The organism is Prevotella sp. P5-50 (assembly GCF_002251295.1).
In the GTDB taxonomy this organism is placed as follows: domain Bacteria; phylum Bacteroidota; class Bacteroidia; order Bacteroidales; family Bacteroidaceae; genus Prevotella.
The window spans coordinates 84,550-103,100 of the sequence record NZ_NPJA01000013.1; the positions used below are offsets into that span (position 1 = coordinate 84,550).

Here is an 18,551-nt window from a genome sequence, read left to right on the forward strand (position 1 = left end):
AGTATTCACCTATAATTGGCAAACGACAATGGACGAGGACATCAAAAACAAGGAAACAGCCGACAATGAATTGATTAACGGAGCCTTCCAACACTTGTTGGATACGTATTTGGCATCACGTCACCGCAAGAAAGTGGACATCATCACAAAGGCTTTCAACTTTGCAAGACAAGCACATAAAGGTGTCCGCCGACTGTCGGGGGAACCCTATATCATGCACCCTATCGCCGTAGCACAAATCGCATGCGAAGAAGTGGGACTCGGTTCTACAAGTATATGTGCTGCATTGCTGCATGATGTGGTGGAAGATACAGACTACACCACCGAAGATATAGAAAACATCTTCGGCTCGAAGATTGCACAAATTGTTGATGGACTGACAAAAATCAGTGGAGGTATATTCGGTGAACAGGCTTCGGCACAAGCTGAAAACTTCAAGAAGCTCTTGCTCACTATGAGCAATGACATCCGGGTCATACTCATCAAAATATGCGACCGACTGCACAATATGCGCACACTGCAGTCGCAACCTGCCAACAAACAATACAAGATTGCAGGAGAAACACTGTATATCTACGCACCATTGGCGAACCGTTTGGGACTGAACAAAATCAAATCGGAACTGGAAAATCTGAGTTTCCAGTATGAACATCCCGACGAATACAATAGCATCAAGGCTAAACTCGCATCTACAGAAGCATCACGCCGAGAACTCTTCGACCAGTTTACAGCTCCTATCGAAGAGGCACTCAAGAAGATGGGTATCAAGTATGAAATCAAAGAACGCGTCAAAACACCATATTCCATCTGGAATAAGATGCAGAATAAACATGTGACCTTCGACGAAATCTACGACATACTGGCAGTGCGCATCATCTTCACACCTGAGAAACGTGAGGAGGAGGTCAACGAATGTTTCAACATCTATGTTGCTATCTCTAAGATATACAAGTCGCACCCAGACCGATTGCGCGACTGGCTCAACCACCCAAAGGCCAACGGATACCAAGCACTCCATGTCACCCTGATGTCAAAACAAGGACGATGGATTGAGGTGCAGATTCGCTCCGACCGTATGGACGAAATTGCAGAACAGGGATTTGCCGCACACTGGAAATACAAAGAGGGCGAAGAGAACGAATACACTGAAGATGAGAGCGAACTCAATGAATGGTTGCGTACCATCAAGGAAATTCTTGACGACCCGCAACCCGATGCTATGGATTTCCTCGATGCTATCAAACTCAATCTCTTCGCATCGGAAATCTTTGTGTTTACACCGAAAGGTGAAATCAAAACGATGCCTGCAGGATGTACAGCACTCGACTTTGCATTCAGCATACACACCTTCTTGGGCTCTCACTGTATTGGCGCAAAGGTAAATCATAAACTGGTACCGCTGAGCCATAAACTCAACAGTGGTGACCAAGTGGAGATCCTGACATCGAAATCACAACACGTACAACCTTCGTGGATCAACTTTGTATCTACCGCCAAGGCAAGAGCTAAGATACAAGCCATACTCAGACGTGACGGCAGAGAGATGCAGAAACAAGGCGAAGAAATACTCAATGCCTTCCTGACCAAGAACGAGATAGAGAATACCGCTGCTACCATTGATAAACTCGCTGCGTTCCATGAAGTGAAAAACCGCGAGGAACTGCTTCAAGCACTGGGAGAGAAGACTATTCTGCTGGGAGAAAAAGACCTCGACGAACTGCACGGCAAGAACAATCCAAGCACTATAAAAGGTTGGCGACGACTCGTACCGTTCCTCGGACGTGGCAAGCAACAGAAGAAAGAGAATACCACACAACAGGAATTCTTTGTGGTTCCAGAAAACTTCAACCGCAAGAAACCAATCTATATCACCGACGACAATATCGGACAATATAAGTTCCGACATTGCTGCCACCCTATTCCTGGTGACGATATCCTGGGATTCATCGACAACAAGCACCGCATCGAAATACATAAGCGTGCCTGTCCTGTGGCTGCAAAGCTCAAGACCAGCTATGGCAACCGCATACTCGATGCCAAATGGGATATGCACAAGAAACTGTTCTTCGATGCATGCATCCGCATACAAGGTATCGACCGTGTCGGTATCGTTATGGATATCACAAGCATCATATCCTCACAACTCAATGTCAATATCCATAAATTCTCTATTACCAGCGAGGAAGGTCTCTTCGATGGATCTATCGAACTGCGCGTCCACGACAGAGAGGATGCCAAGATTATCATGGATAAACTCAAGAAGATTGAGGACGTCAAAGACGTGTCACAGATTATGTGATCGTCGGTATGGACTATAACTGAACATCAAACTGCTATACAACATGAAAAAACTAATCTGCATGATTTATGCCTTATGTGCCGTAGTCGGTATGGAGGCCAAAGAGAATTTTGACAACCCAGACACCATCGTAGTGGCACGTGATGGTACGGGACGCTTCCGCAATGTGGCAGAAGCTATCGAGGTGTGCCGCGCCTTTATGGACTATCACAAAGTGATTTATGTCAAAAAGGGTATCTATAAAGAGAAGCTCACCGTTCCACAGTGGCTCACCAATATAGAAATATGTGGAGAAGACCGAGACAATACCATCATCACATGGGATGACCATGCCAACGTATATCTACCAGAAATCGGTAAAGGCATGGGAACTTTCCGTACCTATACCTTGCGCATAGGAGGTAGTCATATCACTTTGAAGAACATTACCATCGAGAACAATTCTGCACGACTCGGACAGGCTGTAGCCCTACATACCGAAGGTGACTGCCTGCTTTTTGTCAACTGCCGATTCTTGGGACATCAAGACACCATCTATACAGGTAATGCCAGCACACGCCTCTATTTTTCCGGATGCTATATAGAAGGTACTACCGACTTTATCTTCGGTCCTTCAACAGCATGGTTTGAAAACTGCGACATCTACTGCAAAGCTAATTCATATATCACAGCGGCTTCAACGCCAAAAGAGGTGACCTACGGTTACATCTTCAACAACTGTCGCATCACTACAGCACCCGATGTAACAAAAGTATATCTCGGACGTCCATGGAGAGACTATGGCTATACACTCTTCATGAACTGCCAGTTGCCTCAACAGATACGTCCAGAGGGTTGGCATCATTGGCGCGAAGAGGCTAAACAGACCGCACGTTACATGGAATACAACAACCAAGGTGAAGGTGCTGCCACCGGCAAGCGTGCCACATGGAGCAAACAACTCACCAAGAAGGAAGCACAGAAAATCACAGTGGCTAATGTCTTTGCTCGCAACGACAACTGGACGCCCCTACCCTAAAGCTAACGGAGGGATAGTGTGACAGAGTCCGAGCTTTTCCGTCATAATCATTACTATCAATATCAATTACTTATCAAAAAAAACTATGACTATGCACAACGTGTTTTCAGCGGCTTGCCGCTTGTTCATGGCCTTGTTCTTAATGGCCATGCCTCTGTCATCACGTGCTGAAACACCGCTATGGTTGCGTTTCTGCGCCCTGTCACCAGACGGACAGACCATCGCTTTTTCCTATAAAGGCGACATTTTTACAGTGGGAACTAATGGTGGCAATGCCCGTCAGCTAACGACCAACAGTGCCTATGATGCTTATCCGGTATGGAGTCCTGACGGAACAAACATTGCCTTTGCCTCTGCACGCGAAGGTAGTCTCGATGTCTATATCATGCCGGCTACCGGCGGAACGCCTACCCGACTCACCACACATAGTGGCAATGAGATTCCATTGGTATTTAGCGATGCACAACACGTACTCTTTAGTGCCAATATGATGCCTGCCGTTTTGTCGAGCCAACTCGCAAGCAGCACCTTCCCTCAGGTTTATGAGGTCAGTACTACTGGCGGACGTCCACGACTCTACTCCACCATCACCATGGAACAGCCAAGCATCAATGCCAATGGCGATGTGCTCTATCATGATGTGAAAGGATATGAAGACCCATTCCGCAAACACCATGTGTCGGCTATTACTCGCGACATCTGGTTGCTCTGCAAAGGACAATACACCAAGCTGACTTCCTTCCGTGGCGAAGACCGCAATCCGGTATGGGCTCCCGATGGTCGTTCATTCTATTATCTGAGTGAGAAAGACGGCACTTTCAACGTATGGAAGCGCAATACCGATGGCAGTGGCGAACAGCAACTGACCCATCATACCAAGAACCCCGTACGATTCCTTACTGCTGACAAGAAGGGCACTTTGTGCTATGCTTATGACGGCGAAATCTATGTCATGCAGAACGGACAGGAACGTAAGGTCAATATCAATATCACAACCGACAACAACGACCGTAGCGTAGTGCGCAGAATACTACATTCTGGTGCAACAGAGATTTGCCTTTCTCCCAACAACAAGGAGATTGCCTTCATTCTCCATGGCGATGTCTATGTGACAGCCATCGACTACAGCACTACTCGTCAGATTACAGATACTCCAGAACAGGAGCGCGACCTCTCGTTCTCACCTGATGGACGCAGCCTTGCTTATTCTTCTGAGCGCAATGGAGTATGGCAGATCTACCGCACTACACTGACAGAGAAATCAGAGTCACAGTTTACCTATAGCAGCAATCTGACAGAAGAACGTCTCACCGACGGACAACATATTTCACAACAGCCAAAGTACAGTCCCGATGGTAAACAACTGGCATTCTTCGAAGACCGTGGCGACCTGCGTGTACTCGACATCGCCAGTCGTTCGGTACGCACCGTGCTCGATGGAAAATATCAGTGCAGCTATACCGATGGCGACCTATGGTTTGAATGGAGTCCCGATAGCCGTTGGTTGTTGGCAAGCTATATTGGCAACGGTGGATGGCATAGTCCCGATGTAGCACTGGTTGATGCTTCAGGTCAGAAACCCGTATTCAACCTGACCAACAGCGGTTATAGCGACGACAATGCTCGGTGGGCATTGGGTGGTAAAGCCATCATCTACCAGAGCGACCGTGCCGGTTATAGAAGTCATGGCAGTTGGGGAGCTGAAAGCGATGAATACATCATGTTCCTCGACCAAGAAGCCTACGAGCGCTTCCTAATGAGCAAAGAGGAGAAGGAAATCTACGATAAGAAGCAGGCAGAAGCTCGCAAGGCAAACAACAGCCAGAGCAAATCTGCAAAAGCAAACAGCAAAAACAACAAGAATAGCAAAACCGACAAGGGCACTCAAAAGCCTGCCGTCAAACCATTGGTATTCGACCTTGACAACTGTCAGGACCGTATCATCCGTCTCACCGTCAACTCAAGTCATCTGGGCGACGCCATACTCAGTCCTAAGGGTGACACGCTCTATTATCAGTCACGTTTCGAAGACGGTTACGACCTCTGGTGTCATAACCTCCTTGAAGAAAAGACCGAACTGGTGATGAAGAATGTGGGCTATGGCAATATGCAGGCTGACGCTTCATTCAAGCACATCTATCTGTTGTCAAGAGGCATCAAGAAACTCGACCTTGCGAAAAACAAGAAAGAGACTGTCGAGTTTGATGCACCATCCAACTATCGTGGCTATGAAGAACGCCAATATCTGTTCGACCACACTTGGAGACAAGTCAAAGAGAAATTCTACGATCCCGAACTGCATGGTGTTGACTGGGAAGGCTATCGTGACATCTATGCACGTTTTCTCCCACATATCAACAACAACTACGACTTCCGTGATATGTTGAGCGAGATGCTCGGTGAACTCAATGGTTCACATACTGGTGCACGTTACCGCACTGCTGGTGCCACATTGAAGACTGCAAGTCTCGGAGTGTTCATCGACCAGCAATATGATGGCAACGGACTGCGCATCGAAGAAGTCATCAAACGCAGCCCATTAGCACTTCATGGTTCTGAAGTAAAGGCAGGATGCATCATCGAGAGCATCGATGGTCATGAAATCAAAGCAGGTGCCGACTACTTCTGGATGCTCGACGGCAAAGCAGGAAAGTCTGTCCGCCTCAGCATCTACAATCCCCGTAACGGACAGCGTAAGACCATCAACGTGAAAGCGATTAGCCAAGGCCAACTCCAGACTCTGCTCTACAAACGTTGGGTAGAACACAACGAACACTTGGTAGATAGCATTTCCGGTGGACAGGTTGCTTACGTGCATGTAGAATCTATGGACAGCGAAAACTTCCGCAAGGTATATAGCAAATTGCTCAACGACAAGAACCGCAACCGCAAGGCTGTAGTTGTTGACGAGCGCCACAATGGTGGAGGTTGGCTTCACGACGACCTCTGCACCCTGCTCAGCGGGAAACTCTATCACAACTTCGTACCACGTGGCAAATATGTGGGACGTGACCCACTCAACAAATGGGTAGCTCCCTCTTGCATCTTGATGGATGAAGACTGCTATAGTAACGGTTCGGGATTCCCTTGGGTATATCGCGAACTGGGCATTGGCAAACTCATCGGTACACCTGTGGCAGGTACAGCTACCAGTGTATGGTGGGAAACCCAGATGGACCCCACCCTCGTTTTCGGTATTCCGCAGATTGGCAAGAAGGATATGCGTGGCAACTATATGGAAAACCAAGAACTCTTGCCCGACATCGAGGTTTACAACACCCCCGAAGATTTCATCAACGGTCGCGACCCACAGTTGGAGACTGCTGTTCGTGAGATGATGCGTCAAGCAGGATTGTAGGATTCCATCCACAAATACCTATAAATATATAAAACGCCCCAACTCCTCTATATGGATTGGGGCGTTTTTCAATTTCAACCGGTCATAATCATATTGAGTTCACCCAATTCGACCATTAGGACTCAATATATATATGTATTCAAACAAAAAGAATTGTTCATGAGGATTTATATTCAAACAAAAGGACCATCTCAAACAAGATAGTCCATTTGTTTTTTCAGTGCTTGCAATTCCGTTCGGATATCAATCAACCTACTTAATACATCAGTTTTGTTGGCAGTACCTCGTTTGTTGGAATTGAGAATTTTCTTGGCTGCAGCAATCTTAAAACCGCGCACCTTCACCAGATTATGTATTGTGCGCAACAGATCGATGTCACTTTGCTGATACTGTCGTATCTTTGCCGGTCCCGAAGTTTTTGGTTTGAGCGTAGGAAATTCAGTTTCCCAGTAGCGCAATGTGCTTTCGTTAACGTCAAACATAGCCGCCACTTCGCGGATAGAATAATACATCTTCAGATTCTTGTTCAAGTTGAGTGCCATAATCGTATCGGTTTATTTCTTTGCAAAGATACGATTAAGTGAGCAAAAAACCAAATTTATTTGAGGTTTTCCGAGCGTGAGTATCTTCGCAACTATGTTGCAGAGATACGATTAAGTGAGCGAAAAACCAAATTTATTTGAGGTTTTCCGAACGTGAGTATCTTCGCAACTATGTTGCAGAGATACGATTAAGTGAACAAAAAATCAAATTTCCATGCCATTCTAATATTATGATACCTAAAATATGTAAAAAACGGCACACGGTTTTAACCAATCTTTGCAAACTAACATTTTTTTGTTAATTTCATGTTTTATCTTACGATTTCATGCTTTTACCTTTGATTTTCTACCTTATTCGTGGTATTTTTCATGCTTTATATAAAAAACATCATATAATATTTGGTAATTAGAACAATTTACTGTACTTTTGCACTATGTTAATTTGTGAAAAGAACTTAAATAGGAACAAAAATAGTTATTAACGATCACACAACGCTTGTCATTCGAGACAACACAAAATAGTTATTCAGAGTATAATTTAGTGATATGTTTAATTTTTAATCAAAATGAGAGTTTTTATGGAAAAGAAACTGCTTATCTTGTTGGTCAATATCTTCCTTCTATGTGGAGGAGTGTTGGCACAGACAAAAGTAACAGGTACCGTAGTATCTCAGGAAGACGGTGAACCAATCATCGGTGCTTCGATCATTATTCAGGGCCAGCGCTCAGGAACAGTGACCGATGCTGATGGTAAGTTCAGTCTTTCAGTACCTGCAGGTAAAAAGATTAGTGTCAGTTACATTGGTATGGAAACACAGACACTGGCTCCTAAAGCCAAGATGTCTATCAGCCTTCGCCCCAGTGCAGAGCTGGAAGAAGTGGTTGTAACTGGTATGCAGAAGACCGACCGTCGTCTGTTTACTGGTGCTACCGACCGTGTGAATGCCGAGGATGCCATTCTTAATGGTATCGCCGATATCTCGCGTTCACTGGAAGGTCGTTCTGCTGGTGTATCTGTACAGAACGTCAGTGGTACCTTCGGTACAGCACCAAAGATTCGTGTACGTGGTGCCACCTCTATCTACGGTTCCTCAAAGCCACTGTGGGTAGTTGACGGTGTTATCATGGAAGACGTAACCGACATTGACTCTGATGCATTGTCATCAGGTGACCCAGAAACCCTTATTTCTTCAGCCATTGCAGGTTTGAACTCAGATGATATCGAGTCGTTCCAGATTCTGAAAGACGGTTCTGCCACCTCTATTTATGGTGCACGTGCCATGGCCGGTGTGATTGTAGTAACCACCAAGAAAGGTAAGGCAGGTACAGCACACATCAACTATACTGGTGAATTCACCATGCGTTTGAAACCTACCTATGGTAACTTCAACATTCTGAACTCTCAGGATCAGATGGGTATCTATCGTGAGTTGTACGATAAAGGATGGTTGAACCTCAGCAACACACTGAATGGTAGCGACTATGGTGTATATGGTAAGATGTATGAGTTGATCAACACCTACAATCCATCAACCGGCGCTTTCGCTTTGGCTAATACTACAGAGGCCAAGAATGCCTATTTGGCAAATGCAGAGTTCCGCAACACCGACTGGTTTGACGAGCTTTTCTCTACCAGCATCCAGCAGAACCACTCTGTCAGCATGAGCGGTGGTACAGCCAAGTCAAACTACTATGCTTCAGTCAGTGCCATGACCGACCCAGGATGGTACAAGCAGTCAAAGGTTGACCGCTACACCTTGAACATGAACGTGAACCACAAGATTCTCGACAACCTGTCACTGAACATCATCGGTAGCGGTAGTTACCGTAGTCAGCGCGCTCCTGGTACTCTGAGTCAGGACGTCGATGTTGTATCAGGTAATGTAAAGCGTGACTTCGATATCAACCCATACTCTTATGCGTTGAACACTTCACGTGCACTCGATCCCGACACCTATTATCATAGTAACTATGCAGCTTTCAACATTCTGCACGAATTGGAAACCAACTTCATCGATGTCAACTTCCTCGATGCTAAGTTCCAGGCAGAGTTGAAATACAAACCCATCAAGGATTTGGAGATTGCTGTACTTGGTGCTTTGAAATACACCACCACTTCACAGGAATATAAGATTCTCGACAACTCAAACCAGGCAGAGGCTTATCGCGCTATGGACAACACCATCATCCGCGATGCCAACAAGTACCTCTATACTGATAAAGACGTACTATACTCTCTCCCTATTTCTGTACTGCCCGAAGGTGGTATGTACAAGCGCACCGACAACCGCATGCGCGACTACAACTTCCGTGCAACAGCCAACTACGTACATACCTTTGCCGACATCCACTACGTAAACCTGTTCGGTGGTATGGAGACAACCGAAATCCAGCGTTCAAGATCATGGTTCAACGGTTGGGGTATGCAGTATGCTAAGGGTGAAATTCCTTACTACACCTATCAGTTCTTCAAGAAGAGCTTGGAAGAGAACACCGACTACTATTCACTTTCAAACACCAACTCACGTTCGGCAGCCTTCTTCGCCAACGCCACCTATGGTTACGACAACCGTTATGTGTTGAACGGAACCGTTCGTTATGAAGGTTCAAACGCCATGGGTAAGAGCCGTTCTGCTCGTTGGACACCGACTTGGAACATTGCAGGTTCATGGAATGTTGACCAGGAGAAATTCTTCAAAGCATGGGAGCCAACCATTTCCCACTTGAAACTGAAGGCCAGCTACTCTCTGACCGCCACACCTCCTCCCACATCTTATACAAGTTCAACCAACGTATTCAAGGCTTTCAACCCCTACCGCATCTTCACCAGCGATAAGGAAACTGGTATCCAGCTTTCAGACCTTGAGAACAGCGAATTGACTTATGAGAAGAAGAACGAGTTCAACTTCGGTGTTGAAGCAGGTTTCTTAAACGACCGCATCAACGTATCGTTTGATATCTATACTCGTAAGAACTACGATGAAATCGGTCCTGTTGCCACACAGGGTATCGGTGGTCAGATTATCCGCTGGGCCAACGCAGCCGACATGAAATCACATGGTGAGGAACTCTCTATTTCTTCTACCAACATCAAGTTGAAGGACTTCAGCTGGATCACCTCTTTGGTTTATTCACACACCAAGACCAAAATTACCAATTTGGCAAGCCAGGACCGTGTGATTGATATGATCACCAACTTCGGTGGACGCCGCGTTGGTTATCCCGTACGTTCACTGTTCTCTATCCCCTTCGCAGGACTTGATGAAAACGGTCTTCCTACTTTCTACAACGAAGCAGGAGAAATCACCACCGACAACATCAACTTCCAGGAGCGCGACAAGGTTGATTACCTGAAGTATGAAGGTCCTACCGATCCTACCGTACAGGGTTCTTTGGGCAACCTCTTCAAATATAAAGGTTTCACCCTGAACCTCTTCATCACCTACTCATTTGGTAATGTCGTTCGCCTCGATCCTGTATTCTCAGCCACTTATAACGACCTGAGTTCTATGACCAAGGAGTTCAAAAACCGCTGGATGGTTCCTGGCGACGAGAAGAAGACCAACGTACCTGTCATCTTGAGTTATGCACAGTACACCAACAACTCACAGTTGCGTTATGGTTACAATGCCTACAACTACTCAGATGTACGCATCGCCAAGGGTGACTTCATCCGCATGAAGGAAATCTCTCTGCAGTATGATTTCCCCAAGAATTGGATTAAGCCTCTGACCAACCTCTCTCTGAAGTTGCAGGCCACCAACCTCTTCCTCATCTATGCCGACAAGAAGTTGAACGGTCAGGATCCTGAGTTCTTCCGCTCTGGTGGTGTATCAGCTCCTGTGCCCAAGCAGTTCACTGCAACTCTTAAAGTTGGCTTCTAATCAAGGTAATGGAATAACGAAACAAACAAAAGAACAACAATATGAAAAAATACATAGGATTTTCAATCATTGCACTGGGCCTTACCTTGACATCGTGTGACGATTGGCTCGACAAGTTACCCGACAACCGTATGGAGCTTCAGACTCCAAGCGATGTCAGCAATCTATTGGTAAGTGCTTACCCCAGCGCACACCCTGCCTATCTGCTGGAGATGTATTCAGACAATACCGATGACTGTGTCAACCCTTCATGGTCAGAAGCATCACGTTTTCAGGCTCAGGCTTACAACTGGGAAGACATCACTGAAACAGGTGAAGATGAATCACCTCAGGAACTTTGGAACCGTCATTACCTCGCCATTGCTTCTGCCAATGCTGCCATTGACCTGATTGAGGGAAAGGGTAGCCCTGCTGAGTATACCGAACAGTTGGGTGAGGCTCTGCTCTGCCGTGCTTATGCTATGTTCCAACTCTCTACCGTTTTCTGTAAGGCTTACAATCCTGCTACTGCTTCAACAGATTTGGGTCTGCCTTATCCTACACATCCAGAAAAGGTAGTAGGAACAGTATATACTCGTGGCACTATGGAGGATCTCTATGGTCAGATTGATAAGGATTTGCAGCGTGGTCTTCCTTTGGTTAGCAGCAACTACAGCAAACCTAAGTTCCACTTCAATACCGATGCCGCCAAAGCATTTGCCGCTCGTTTCTATCTTTACAAGGGCGACTTCGCCAAGGCCATCACCTATGCAACAGAAGTATTGGGCGCCGATCCTACTGCCAAAGCTCGCGATTGGGATGCCTACGCAGCTCTTAACATGAACGACCAGATTCGTCCTGAGGCTTGGGTATCTGCCGACGAGAAGTGTAACTTCCTGCTCCAGACCGTATATTCAGAATGGGGAGCCATCTCTGGTCCTTACTTATACGGTGAGAAATATGCTCATAGCTACCGTATCACCTACGATGAGGATATTGCCTCTAAGGGTCCGTTCGGCGCAGCCAACTCTACTTTCAAACAGCGTGTATGGAGTAACACCGCATTGGCAAACCTATTCCATCGCAAGGTGCCCTATGAGTTTGAATACACCGACCTTCAGGCTGGTATCGGATTTGCCCATGCTGAGTATGCCGTATTCACCACTGAGCAACTTCTGTTAGAGCGTGCCGAGGCTTATGCGCTGAGTGGCGAACTGCAGAAAGCCGTTGATGACTACAACACCATCATGAAGATTTATCAGAAGTATCCGAAGACCTTCACCTTGAAGCAAATCGTTGACTTCTACAATGGTGTTGACTATTACACTCCAAAGAAAGCCACCGTTAAGAAGCACTTCGTAAAACCCGTCTATACCATCGATGCCGAGGGTTCAGACCAGGAAGCACTGCTTCAGGCCATTCTTCACTTGCGTCGTATCATGGAACTCGGCGAAGGATACCGTATGCAGGACGTGAAACGTTATGGTATTGTGATTTACCGTCGCCAGACCAACACAAGTTTCACTATCTCTGCTGTAACCGACTCACTCACTGTTGACGATCCACGTCGTGCCATCCAGCTGCCTCAGGATGTAATAACCTCTGGTTTGGAGCCTAACGACCGTATTGCAGTGAAAGACCAGGGCGGTAACATTATGCAGGACTCTGGTTTTATCTACGAGATTAAAAAGTAACGACACACTAAATCAAGAACACAATGAAAAAGATATATTTCATCCTGTTTGCCGTTGTTGCAGCACTCAGCTTCACGGCATGTTCAGACGGTGACCAGCCTTCCGGCAACAGCATCTTTGTGAACGACGAAGCCAAGCCCGATGCCTTTGAGCAGTGGTTGCTGGAAAACTTCACCTATCCTTACAACGTAGAGGTGCTCTACCGCATGAAGGATACCGAGATTGACCACAAATACACACTGACCCCAGCAGACTCTGCCAAGTGTGCTAAGCTGGCCATGATAGTGAAATACCTTTGGTATGACGCATACGCTGAGGTAGCAGGTCCTGACTTCGTGAAGGCCAACACCCCACGTGTACTGCAGTTCATCGGTTCACTTGCCATTGAAAACAACGGAACCGTTGTGATGGGTACTGCCGAGGGCGGTTACAAAATTACCCTCTACAATGTGAACAACCTGGGTTCTGCAATCAAGCTTGACGACTATGAAGCACTGAACCAGTGGTACTTCACCACTCTGCACCATGAGTTCCAGCACATTCTGAACCAGAAGAAGCCATACGATACTTCGTTTGACCTCATCTCAGAAGGTAACTATGTCAGCGGTGACTGGTATCAGTACAACACCGACATACAGGCACTGCCACTCGGTTTCATCCGCAACTATGCGATGAGTGAACCTGCTGAAGACTATGCAGAGCTCTACTCACAGTATCTGACCAACAATGATGAGCTATGGAATTCCAAGATGGAGAAAGCCGGCGAAGAAGGAGAGGCCATCATCGAACAGAAACTGGCTCACATCCGCACCTATATGCGCCAGAACTGGAACATCGACCTTGAAGAGTTGCGTGCCGTAGTTCAGCGCCGTGCTGTGGAATACAAGAAACTTGATTTCGAACACTTAAAGTAAAGACAACGCTATGAAGAAAATATTTTTCTATATCATGTTTGCCGTAGCAGGACTGTCACTTCAGTCTTGTCTGCACGATGACGACGAGATTTTCGACAAGTCGGCTGCAGAGCGTATCAACGAAGCAGTTGCCAATGCCAAGGAAGTGTTGACCAGCTCACAGGAAGGTTGGGTCATGCACTACTATGCTGGTCGGGAATATGCTTATGGCGGTTTGAACCTTGCCATGAAGTTTACCGACGGTAAGGTACAGATGTACAACGAAACTGCAACAAACAAAGACGGTTCCTACAAGTCAGTAGTTTCTACTTATAAGATTACGCGCGACCAGGGTCCTGTACTCGCTTTCGATACCTACAATGATCTGCTCCATATCTATGGTGACCCCGCTGGAAGCGGCGCTCCAACAGATGTTGACGGATGGGAAGCCGACTATGAGTTTGTCATCATGAACATCAGCGAGGATCAGAACACCATTACCCTCAAAGGTAAGAAGTTCAACAACACCATCGTTCTTGAGCGTCTGACCCGTCCCGTAGCTGAATACTTCGATGCTGCATCTAAGATAGCTGAGAGTCTGACCAACGCAGGTATTCTTGCCTATACTGTTGGTGACAAAAGGGCTAAGTTCTATCCTGGTTCAAGCGAATACTCAGTGAAATATGTAGATGATAAGGGCGAAGTAGCCTCACTGACTGTTCCCTATACTTCTACCGACAAGGGTCTTCTCTTCAACGAACCTATCGAACTCTTTGGCGATACGCTCAAAGGCATCAACGCAAAAGATACTGCTACCGTCAACGATGTACTGACAGCCAACACCATCGTAGTCTCCAACGACGAGTCGAAGACCTTTAGCTTATCAAAGGATCTGAGCGATATTTTCCAGGCAGGCAACTGGTATCTTGCTCTGAGCAATATAGGTGAAGTAGCAGGTCCTGGTTTGCAGTCATTCATTGATGGCTGTAAGAGCCACGAAGGTGAAGACGTGAACTACTGCTACATCGGAACCTATAAAGGTAACTATGGTTTCTATTTCCTCAGCGGAGGTGCATACTACGGTGTTGCAACATTCGCTGTTGATGCTCCAATAAACGAACCAGATGTCATCACCTTCGATTTCAACGTTTACGTAGGTAGCGGTACATACTATGCGCTCTTCTGTAACTTCGAAGATGCTTACACACCATTCCTCTCTACTTTCAAGCTGAGTACTGACGATGTTAACAATCCTACCGTAATGACATTGACTGACCAGAACAATGCGAAGAATGTCATCAAACTGGTGAAGGACCCTGTGCTCTATCCGGGAAAGCATTAATATTAAATCACATAATATAGACTTATAAGCGTATGAAAAAGATATATAGTCTGATCGTCTTTGCCATAGGAAGCCTCACGCTGGCTTCCTGCGGCGACGACGACTTCACAGAGAAAGTCAACACCATTCAGGTGGAAAAATCGGAAACGACTATTCCTGCCACTGGCGGTTCGGTAGATATTACCCTCACTGGCGAAGGACTGACAGTTGCTTCGGCTGCTGACTGGCTCACCGCCACTATCAACGGCAACGTGCTGACTGCAAGTGCAACAGCCAACCCTACTCGCGAGTCACGTGCCTCACACATTGATGTAAAGGCTGCCAACGGTGACACCTATCTGGTAAGTATCGTACAGACTGGCGGTATGCTCGCACTGGAAAGCAATGAACTCGCAGCCACCGACCTCGACGCTTCTTACAACGTAGCTATCGAAAAGGCTGTCGGTTCAGTTACGGTAAAGAGCCTGTCCGACTGGGTTAAGGCTTCGGTTAACGCAAAGAGCGATTCTATCAAGGTTGAAGTTGCATCAAACGACTATGCCGTTGCCCGTCAGGGTAAGATCTTGGTGACCAGCGGTGTACTGGAAGATACCCTCTTCGTAAACCAGGCTGCCATGAAGTTCAGCCTCTCCACCAATGTTGCCAGCATACTGAGCAACGCTGCCGGCAGCAAGACTGTTACCGTTTCCCACAGCAGACCTGTCACCGTGGAGAGCAAGGCTGACTGGATTACCGCCAGCATCACCGGCAATGTGATCAAGGTTTCGGTTGCTGCCAACGCTACTAAGCGCCGTGTAGGTGAGGTTGCCGTGAAGTCAGGTAAATCAGAGAAGACACTCTATGTGAGCCAGCTCGACTTTGCCGATCAGTTCTCAGGAACATACGATTTCGTGTTCTACGACGTAGAAGAAGGACACGAAGGATGGTACTATTTCCCTGCCGATGTAACCGATAAGGGTATCAGCATCAAACCATTCAAAGACTTCGATGCCTATACTATTCCTCTGATCGTCAACAAGACTGCCAGGACTGTGAAAACAGCCAACAGCGGTACCTATCTGGGAGAATGGAGTATCGAAGGAACAACTTTATACGTGTATCTGGCATGGGCTAACTTCTTCGGAGGAGCCGATTGGATTTGGTCAACTGCTACAGTTACCGACGCAGCATCGACGGGTACTGTTTATGCAAAAAAGCAGAAATCAGGTGATGTAGTAACCATCATCGACTGGGCTGGTACCTGGACCTACAATAACGTCACTTACCAGATCGACACTTGGTTGTTCCAGACCATGATTGCTAAAGCATTTACCACTGCCAACAATGTAGGTCCTCTGCTTTTTTTATCCAAGCCTTCCTTGATAAGTAATCCTGAGGGCACCACTGCCAAGTATGCGAATAAGAATGGTTGTGCCATTCAGCTGCCTAACGGCGAGTATGCACGTCCTGCAGTATTGAAGAATATTCTAAGACCACTGAAATAAATGGATAGAATATAAACACCTAACAAAACACACTCTCACTATGATTGGTGGACGGGAGATGCCGGCGAGGCATGTGCCCGTCCACTTTTTTTTGTTTTTATTCATCCTTTGCATTTGAAGGAAAAAACTTTGTTTCCTTGTCTATCAAATGGCTGTTTTGAACCCATATCATACAAAGCGGGACACTCCTACTACCTTTAGGAATGTCCCGCTTTGAATTTACTCCAAAGACCGATCAGGTTTTGTCAATCCTTCAAACAGCCTATTGGCACTACATACACCCCGTCTTGCGGACGCTGAAAGGCATATTGCCCCACTCCTGTCAGCACCATCTTAAACGAAGGTATTTTCATCTTTGTCGTATCAATCTTGTCTGCAAGAGCAGTAAGGGTCTTCGCACCCTCTTCTATCAACTTGTCGCCACCAAGCTTTATCTCTACCAATCCATACTTTCCATTACGCAAATGGATGACAGCATCACACTCCAAACCATTTTTATCTCTATAATGAAATACTGTGCCGCCAATGGCATCGGCATAGACACGCAGATCTCTGACACACAATGTCTCAAAGATCAAACCAAATGTATTCAAGTCATTCACCAAATCGTTGGGGCCAAGACCTAATGCAGCAGTAGCTATCGAAGGGTCTGTGAAATACTTGGTATCGGATGTACGAATAGCAGCCTTACTTCGCAGATTAGGATTCCACGCAACAGAATCTTCTATCACAAAAATTTTCTTCAAGGCCTTCAGATATGAATAGATGGTATTCTCACTGATCTCAGAACTTTCATTACTTATAATATCAGCCAATATAGTTCCTGCAGTAGCCTGACTGCCTTGGTTCCGTGCATACGATCGCATAATCCGTCGTGCCAATTCACTGTCGCGATTGGCATCATCGACACGAGAAATATCAAAGCTTGTAACAGCCTCAAAATATTCGATTGCCTGCTGGAGTGCTGCCTTTTCTGTCTTCTTATTCAGTGCCTTTGGCCAACCGCCACGACATGTAAGATAAGCCAAACGCTCTAAATCTATCTGATTGATGCCTTCCACAAAATAATCTTCCGCATCGTTGGCAAACAGTCTTGCAAGACTTACCTCACCAGTAGAGTCACCAGACTCCCAAAGACTCATGGTACGAAGTTTGAGCCAAGCAAAACGTCCTGTACCAGTATGAAATATCTCATCGAAGTTTGGAGGCACAGCAGACCCTGTCAGTATAAACTGCCCATCTTCATCACGCTGATCCACTTCATTTCTCACCGCATCCCAAAACCTTGGTGCTATCTGCCATTCGTCAATAAGTCGTGGAGTGTCGCCACGGAGCAACAGTTTGATATTGGTTTCTGCCATGGCCATATTCTGTTGTAGGGTGTCGGGATCAGACATAGACAATATACTGTTAGCTTGCTGAGATGCTAATGTCGTCTTACCGCAATACTTGGGTCCTTCGATAAGCACTGCACCCATCGCTTCCAACTTTTCTGCTAATATTTTGTCTGCAATTCTCGCCTTATATTCTTTCATTTTTATAGCTTTTATATATTCTGATGCAAATATACGATATTTAATTGTATATCAGCACCATATAATCGTTAAATCTTGTTATTTTACCTCCATATTGTGGCAGTTGGCGCATTTTCGTTGTGGCAGTTGGCGCATTTTCATTGTGACAGTTGGCGCATTTTCGTTGTGGCAGTTGGCGCATTTTCGTTGTGGCAGTTGGCGGAAATCTATAGGAGCGGAGAGAGATAAAGACCTTATTATTTCTCGCACACATACGCGCACACGTGCGCATACAGGCACACGCGATGTCGAAAAAATCGACCACTCGACCACCAATACCGCTTAACCGACAGAGAAACAGCGACTTAATGGGTGGTCGATGACTTTATCCTGACGCGTTTCGACCACCATTCGACCACCAACTGACCAACAACCGACCATCATAATGCTTTTGCAACAAGAGAAAAATGCTTTGACATAGAGGATTTTCATGGCAAACAACGTGACTATTGCGTGACTGCAAGGCAGGTCACAGACCCGTCGC

10 protein-coding genes are annotated in these 18,551 nt (G+C 46.3%); 8 read left to right on the plus strand and 2 right to left on the minus strand.

Features of this window, described 5'->3' with window-relative positions; all coding sequences use genetic code 11:
- Positions 1–28 precede the first annotated feature (28 nt).
- The 3 genes from CIK88_RS02120 (at position 29) to CIK88_RS02130 (ending at position 6,675) form a co-directional block, all read left to right on the plus strand.
- The gene (locus tag CIK88_RS02120; RefSeq protein WP_094434208.1) at positions 29–2,299 is read left to right on the plus strand and encodes a bifunctional (p)ppGpp synthetase/guanosine-3',5'-bis(diphosphate) 3'-pyrophosphohydrolase; all 2,271 of its coding nucleotides are present in this window, start codon (positions 29–31) and stop codon (positions 2,297–2,299) included.
- 43 nt (positions 2,300–2,342) lie between these two features.
- Complete coding sequence (locus CIK88_RS02125) at positions 2,343–3,317, plus strand: pectinesterase family protein (protein ID WP_094434210.1); 975 nt, start codon at positions 2,343–2,345, stop codon at positions 3,315–3,317.
- Positions 3,318–3,402: 85 nt separating this feature from the next.
- Positions 3,403–6,675 (plus strand): S41 family peptidase, encoded by a 3,273-nt coding sequence (locus CIK88_RS02130; protein WP_254046830.1) that lies wholly within the window; start codon positions 3,403–3,405, stop codon positions 6,673–6,675.
- A 191-nt stretch (positions 6,676–6,866) separates the two neighbouring features.
- Here the strand turns inward: CIK88_RS02130 and CIK88_RS02135 are convergent, their stop codons facing one another.
- The gene (locus CIK88_RS02135; protein ID WP_094434214.1) at positions 6,867–7,217 is read right to left on the minus strand and encodes a MerR family transcriptional regulator; all 351 of its coding nucleotides are present in this window, start codon (positions 7,215–7,217) and stop codon (positions 6,867–6,869) included.
- A 578-nt stretch (positions 7,218–7,795) separates the two neighbouring features.
- Between CIK88_RS02135 and CIK88_RS02140 the strand changes: the two genes are divergently transcribed.
- Genes CIK88_RS02140 through CIK88_RS02160 form a run of 5 tightly spaced genes read left to right on the plus strand, consistent with a single transcriptional unit; the run spans position 7,796 to position 16,493 of the window.
- Positions 7,796–11,101 carry a SusC/RagA family TonB-linked outer membrane protein gene (locus CIK88_RS02140; protein WP_094434216.1) on the plus strand — a complete coding sequence of 1,102 codons (3,306 nt, stop codon included), beginning with the start codon at positions 7,796–7,798 and terminating at the stop codon, positions 11,099–11,101.
- A 41-nt stretch (positions 11,102–11,142) separates the two neighbouring features.
- Positions 11,143–12,774, plus strand: a complete 1,632-nt coding sequence (locus CIK88_RS02145; RefSeq protein ID WP_094434218.1) for a RagB/SusD family nutrient uptake outer membrane protein — start codon at positions 11,143–11,145, stop codon at positions 12,772–12,774.
- A 23-nt stretch (positions 12,775–12,797) separates the two neighbouring features.
- Positions 12,798–13,688: a putative zinc-binding metallopeptidase gene (locus CIK88_RS02150; protein WP_094434220.1), complete on the plus strand. Its 891-nt coding sequence runs from the start codon at positions 12,798–12,800 to the stop codon at positions 13,686–13,688.
- Positions 13,689–13,698: 10 nt separating this feature from the next.
- A complete protein-coding gene (locus CIK88_RS02155) occupies positions 13,699–15,009 on the plus strand; it encodes a DUF4302 domain-containing protein (RefSeq protein ID WP_094434222.1) in 1,311 nt (436 codons plus the stop codon).
- Positions 15,010–15,041: 32 nt separating this feature from the next.
- Complete coding sequence (locus tag CIK88_RS02160; RefSeq protein ID WP_094390543.1) at positions 15,042–16,493, plus strand: BACON domain-containing protein; 1,452 nt, start codon at positions 15,042–15,044, stop codon at positions 16,491–16,493.
- 245 nt (positions 16,494–16,738) lie between these two features.
- On the opposite strand, the gene CIK88_RS02165 is transcribed toward CIK88_RS02160, so the two are convergent.
- Positions 16,739–18,028, minus strand: coding sequence for an ATP-binding protein (locus CIK88_RS02165; protein WP_094390544.1), 1,290 nt, complete (start codon positions 18,026–18,028; stop codon positions 16,739–16,741).
- Between the last annotated feature and the right edge of the window lie 523 nt (positions 18,029–18,551).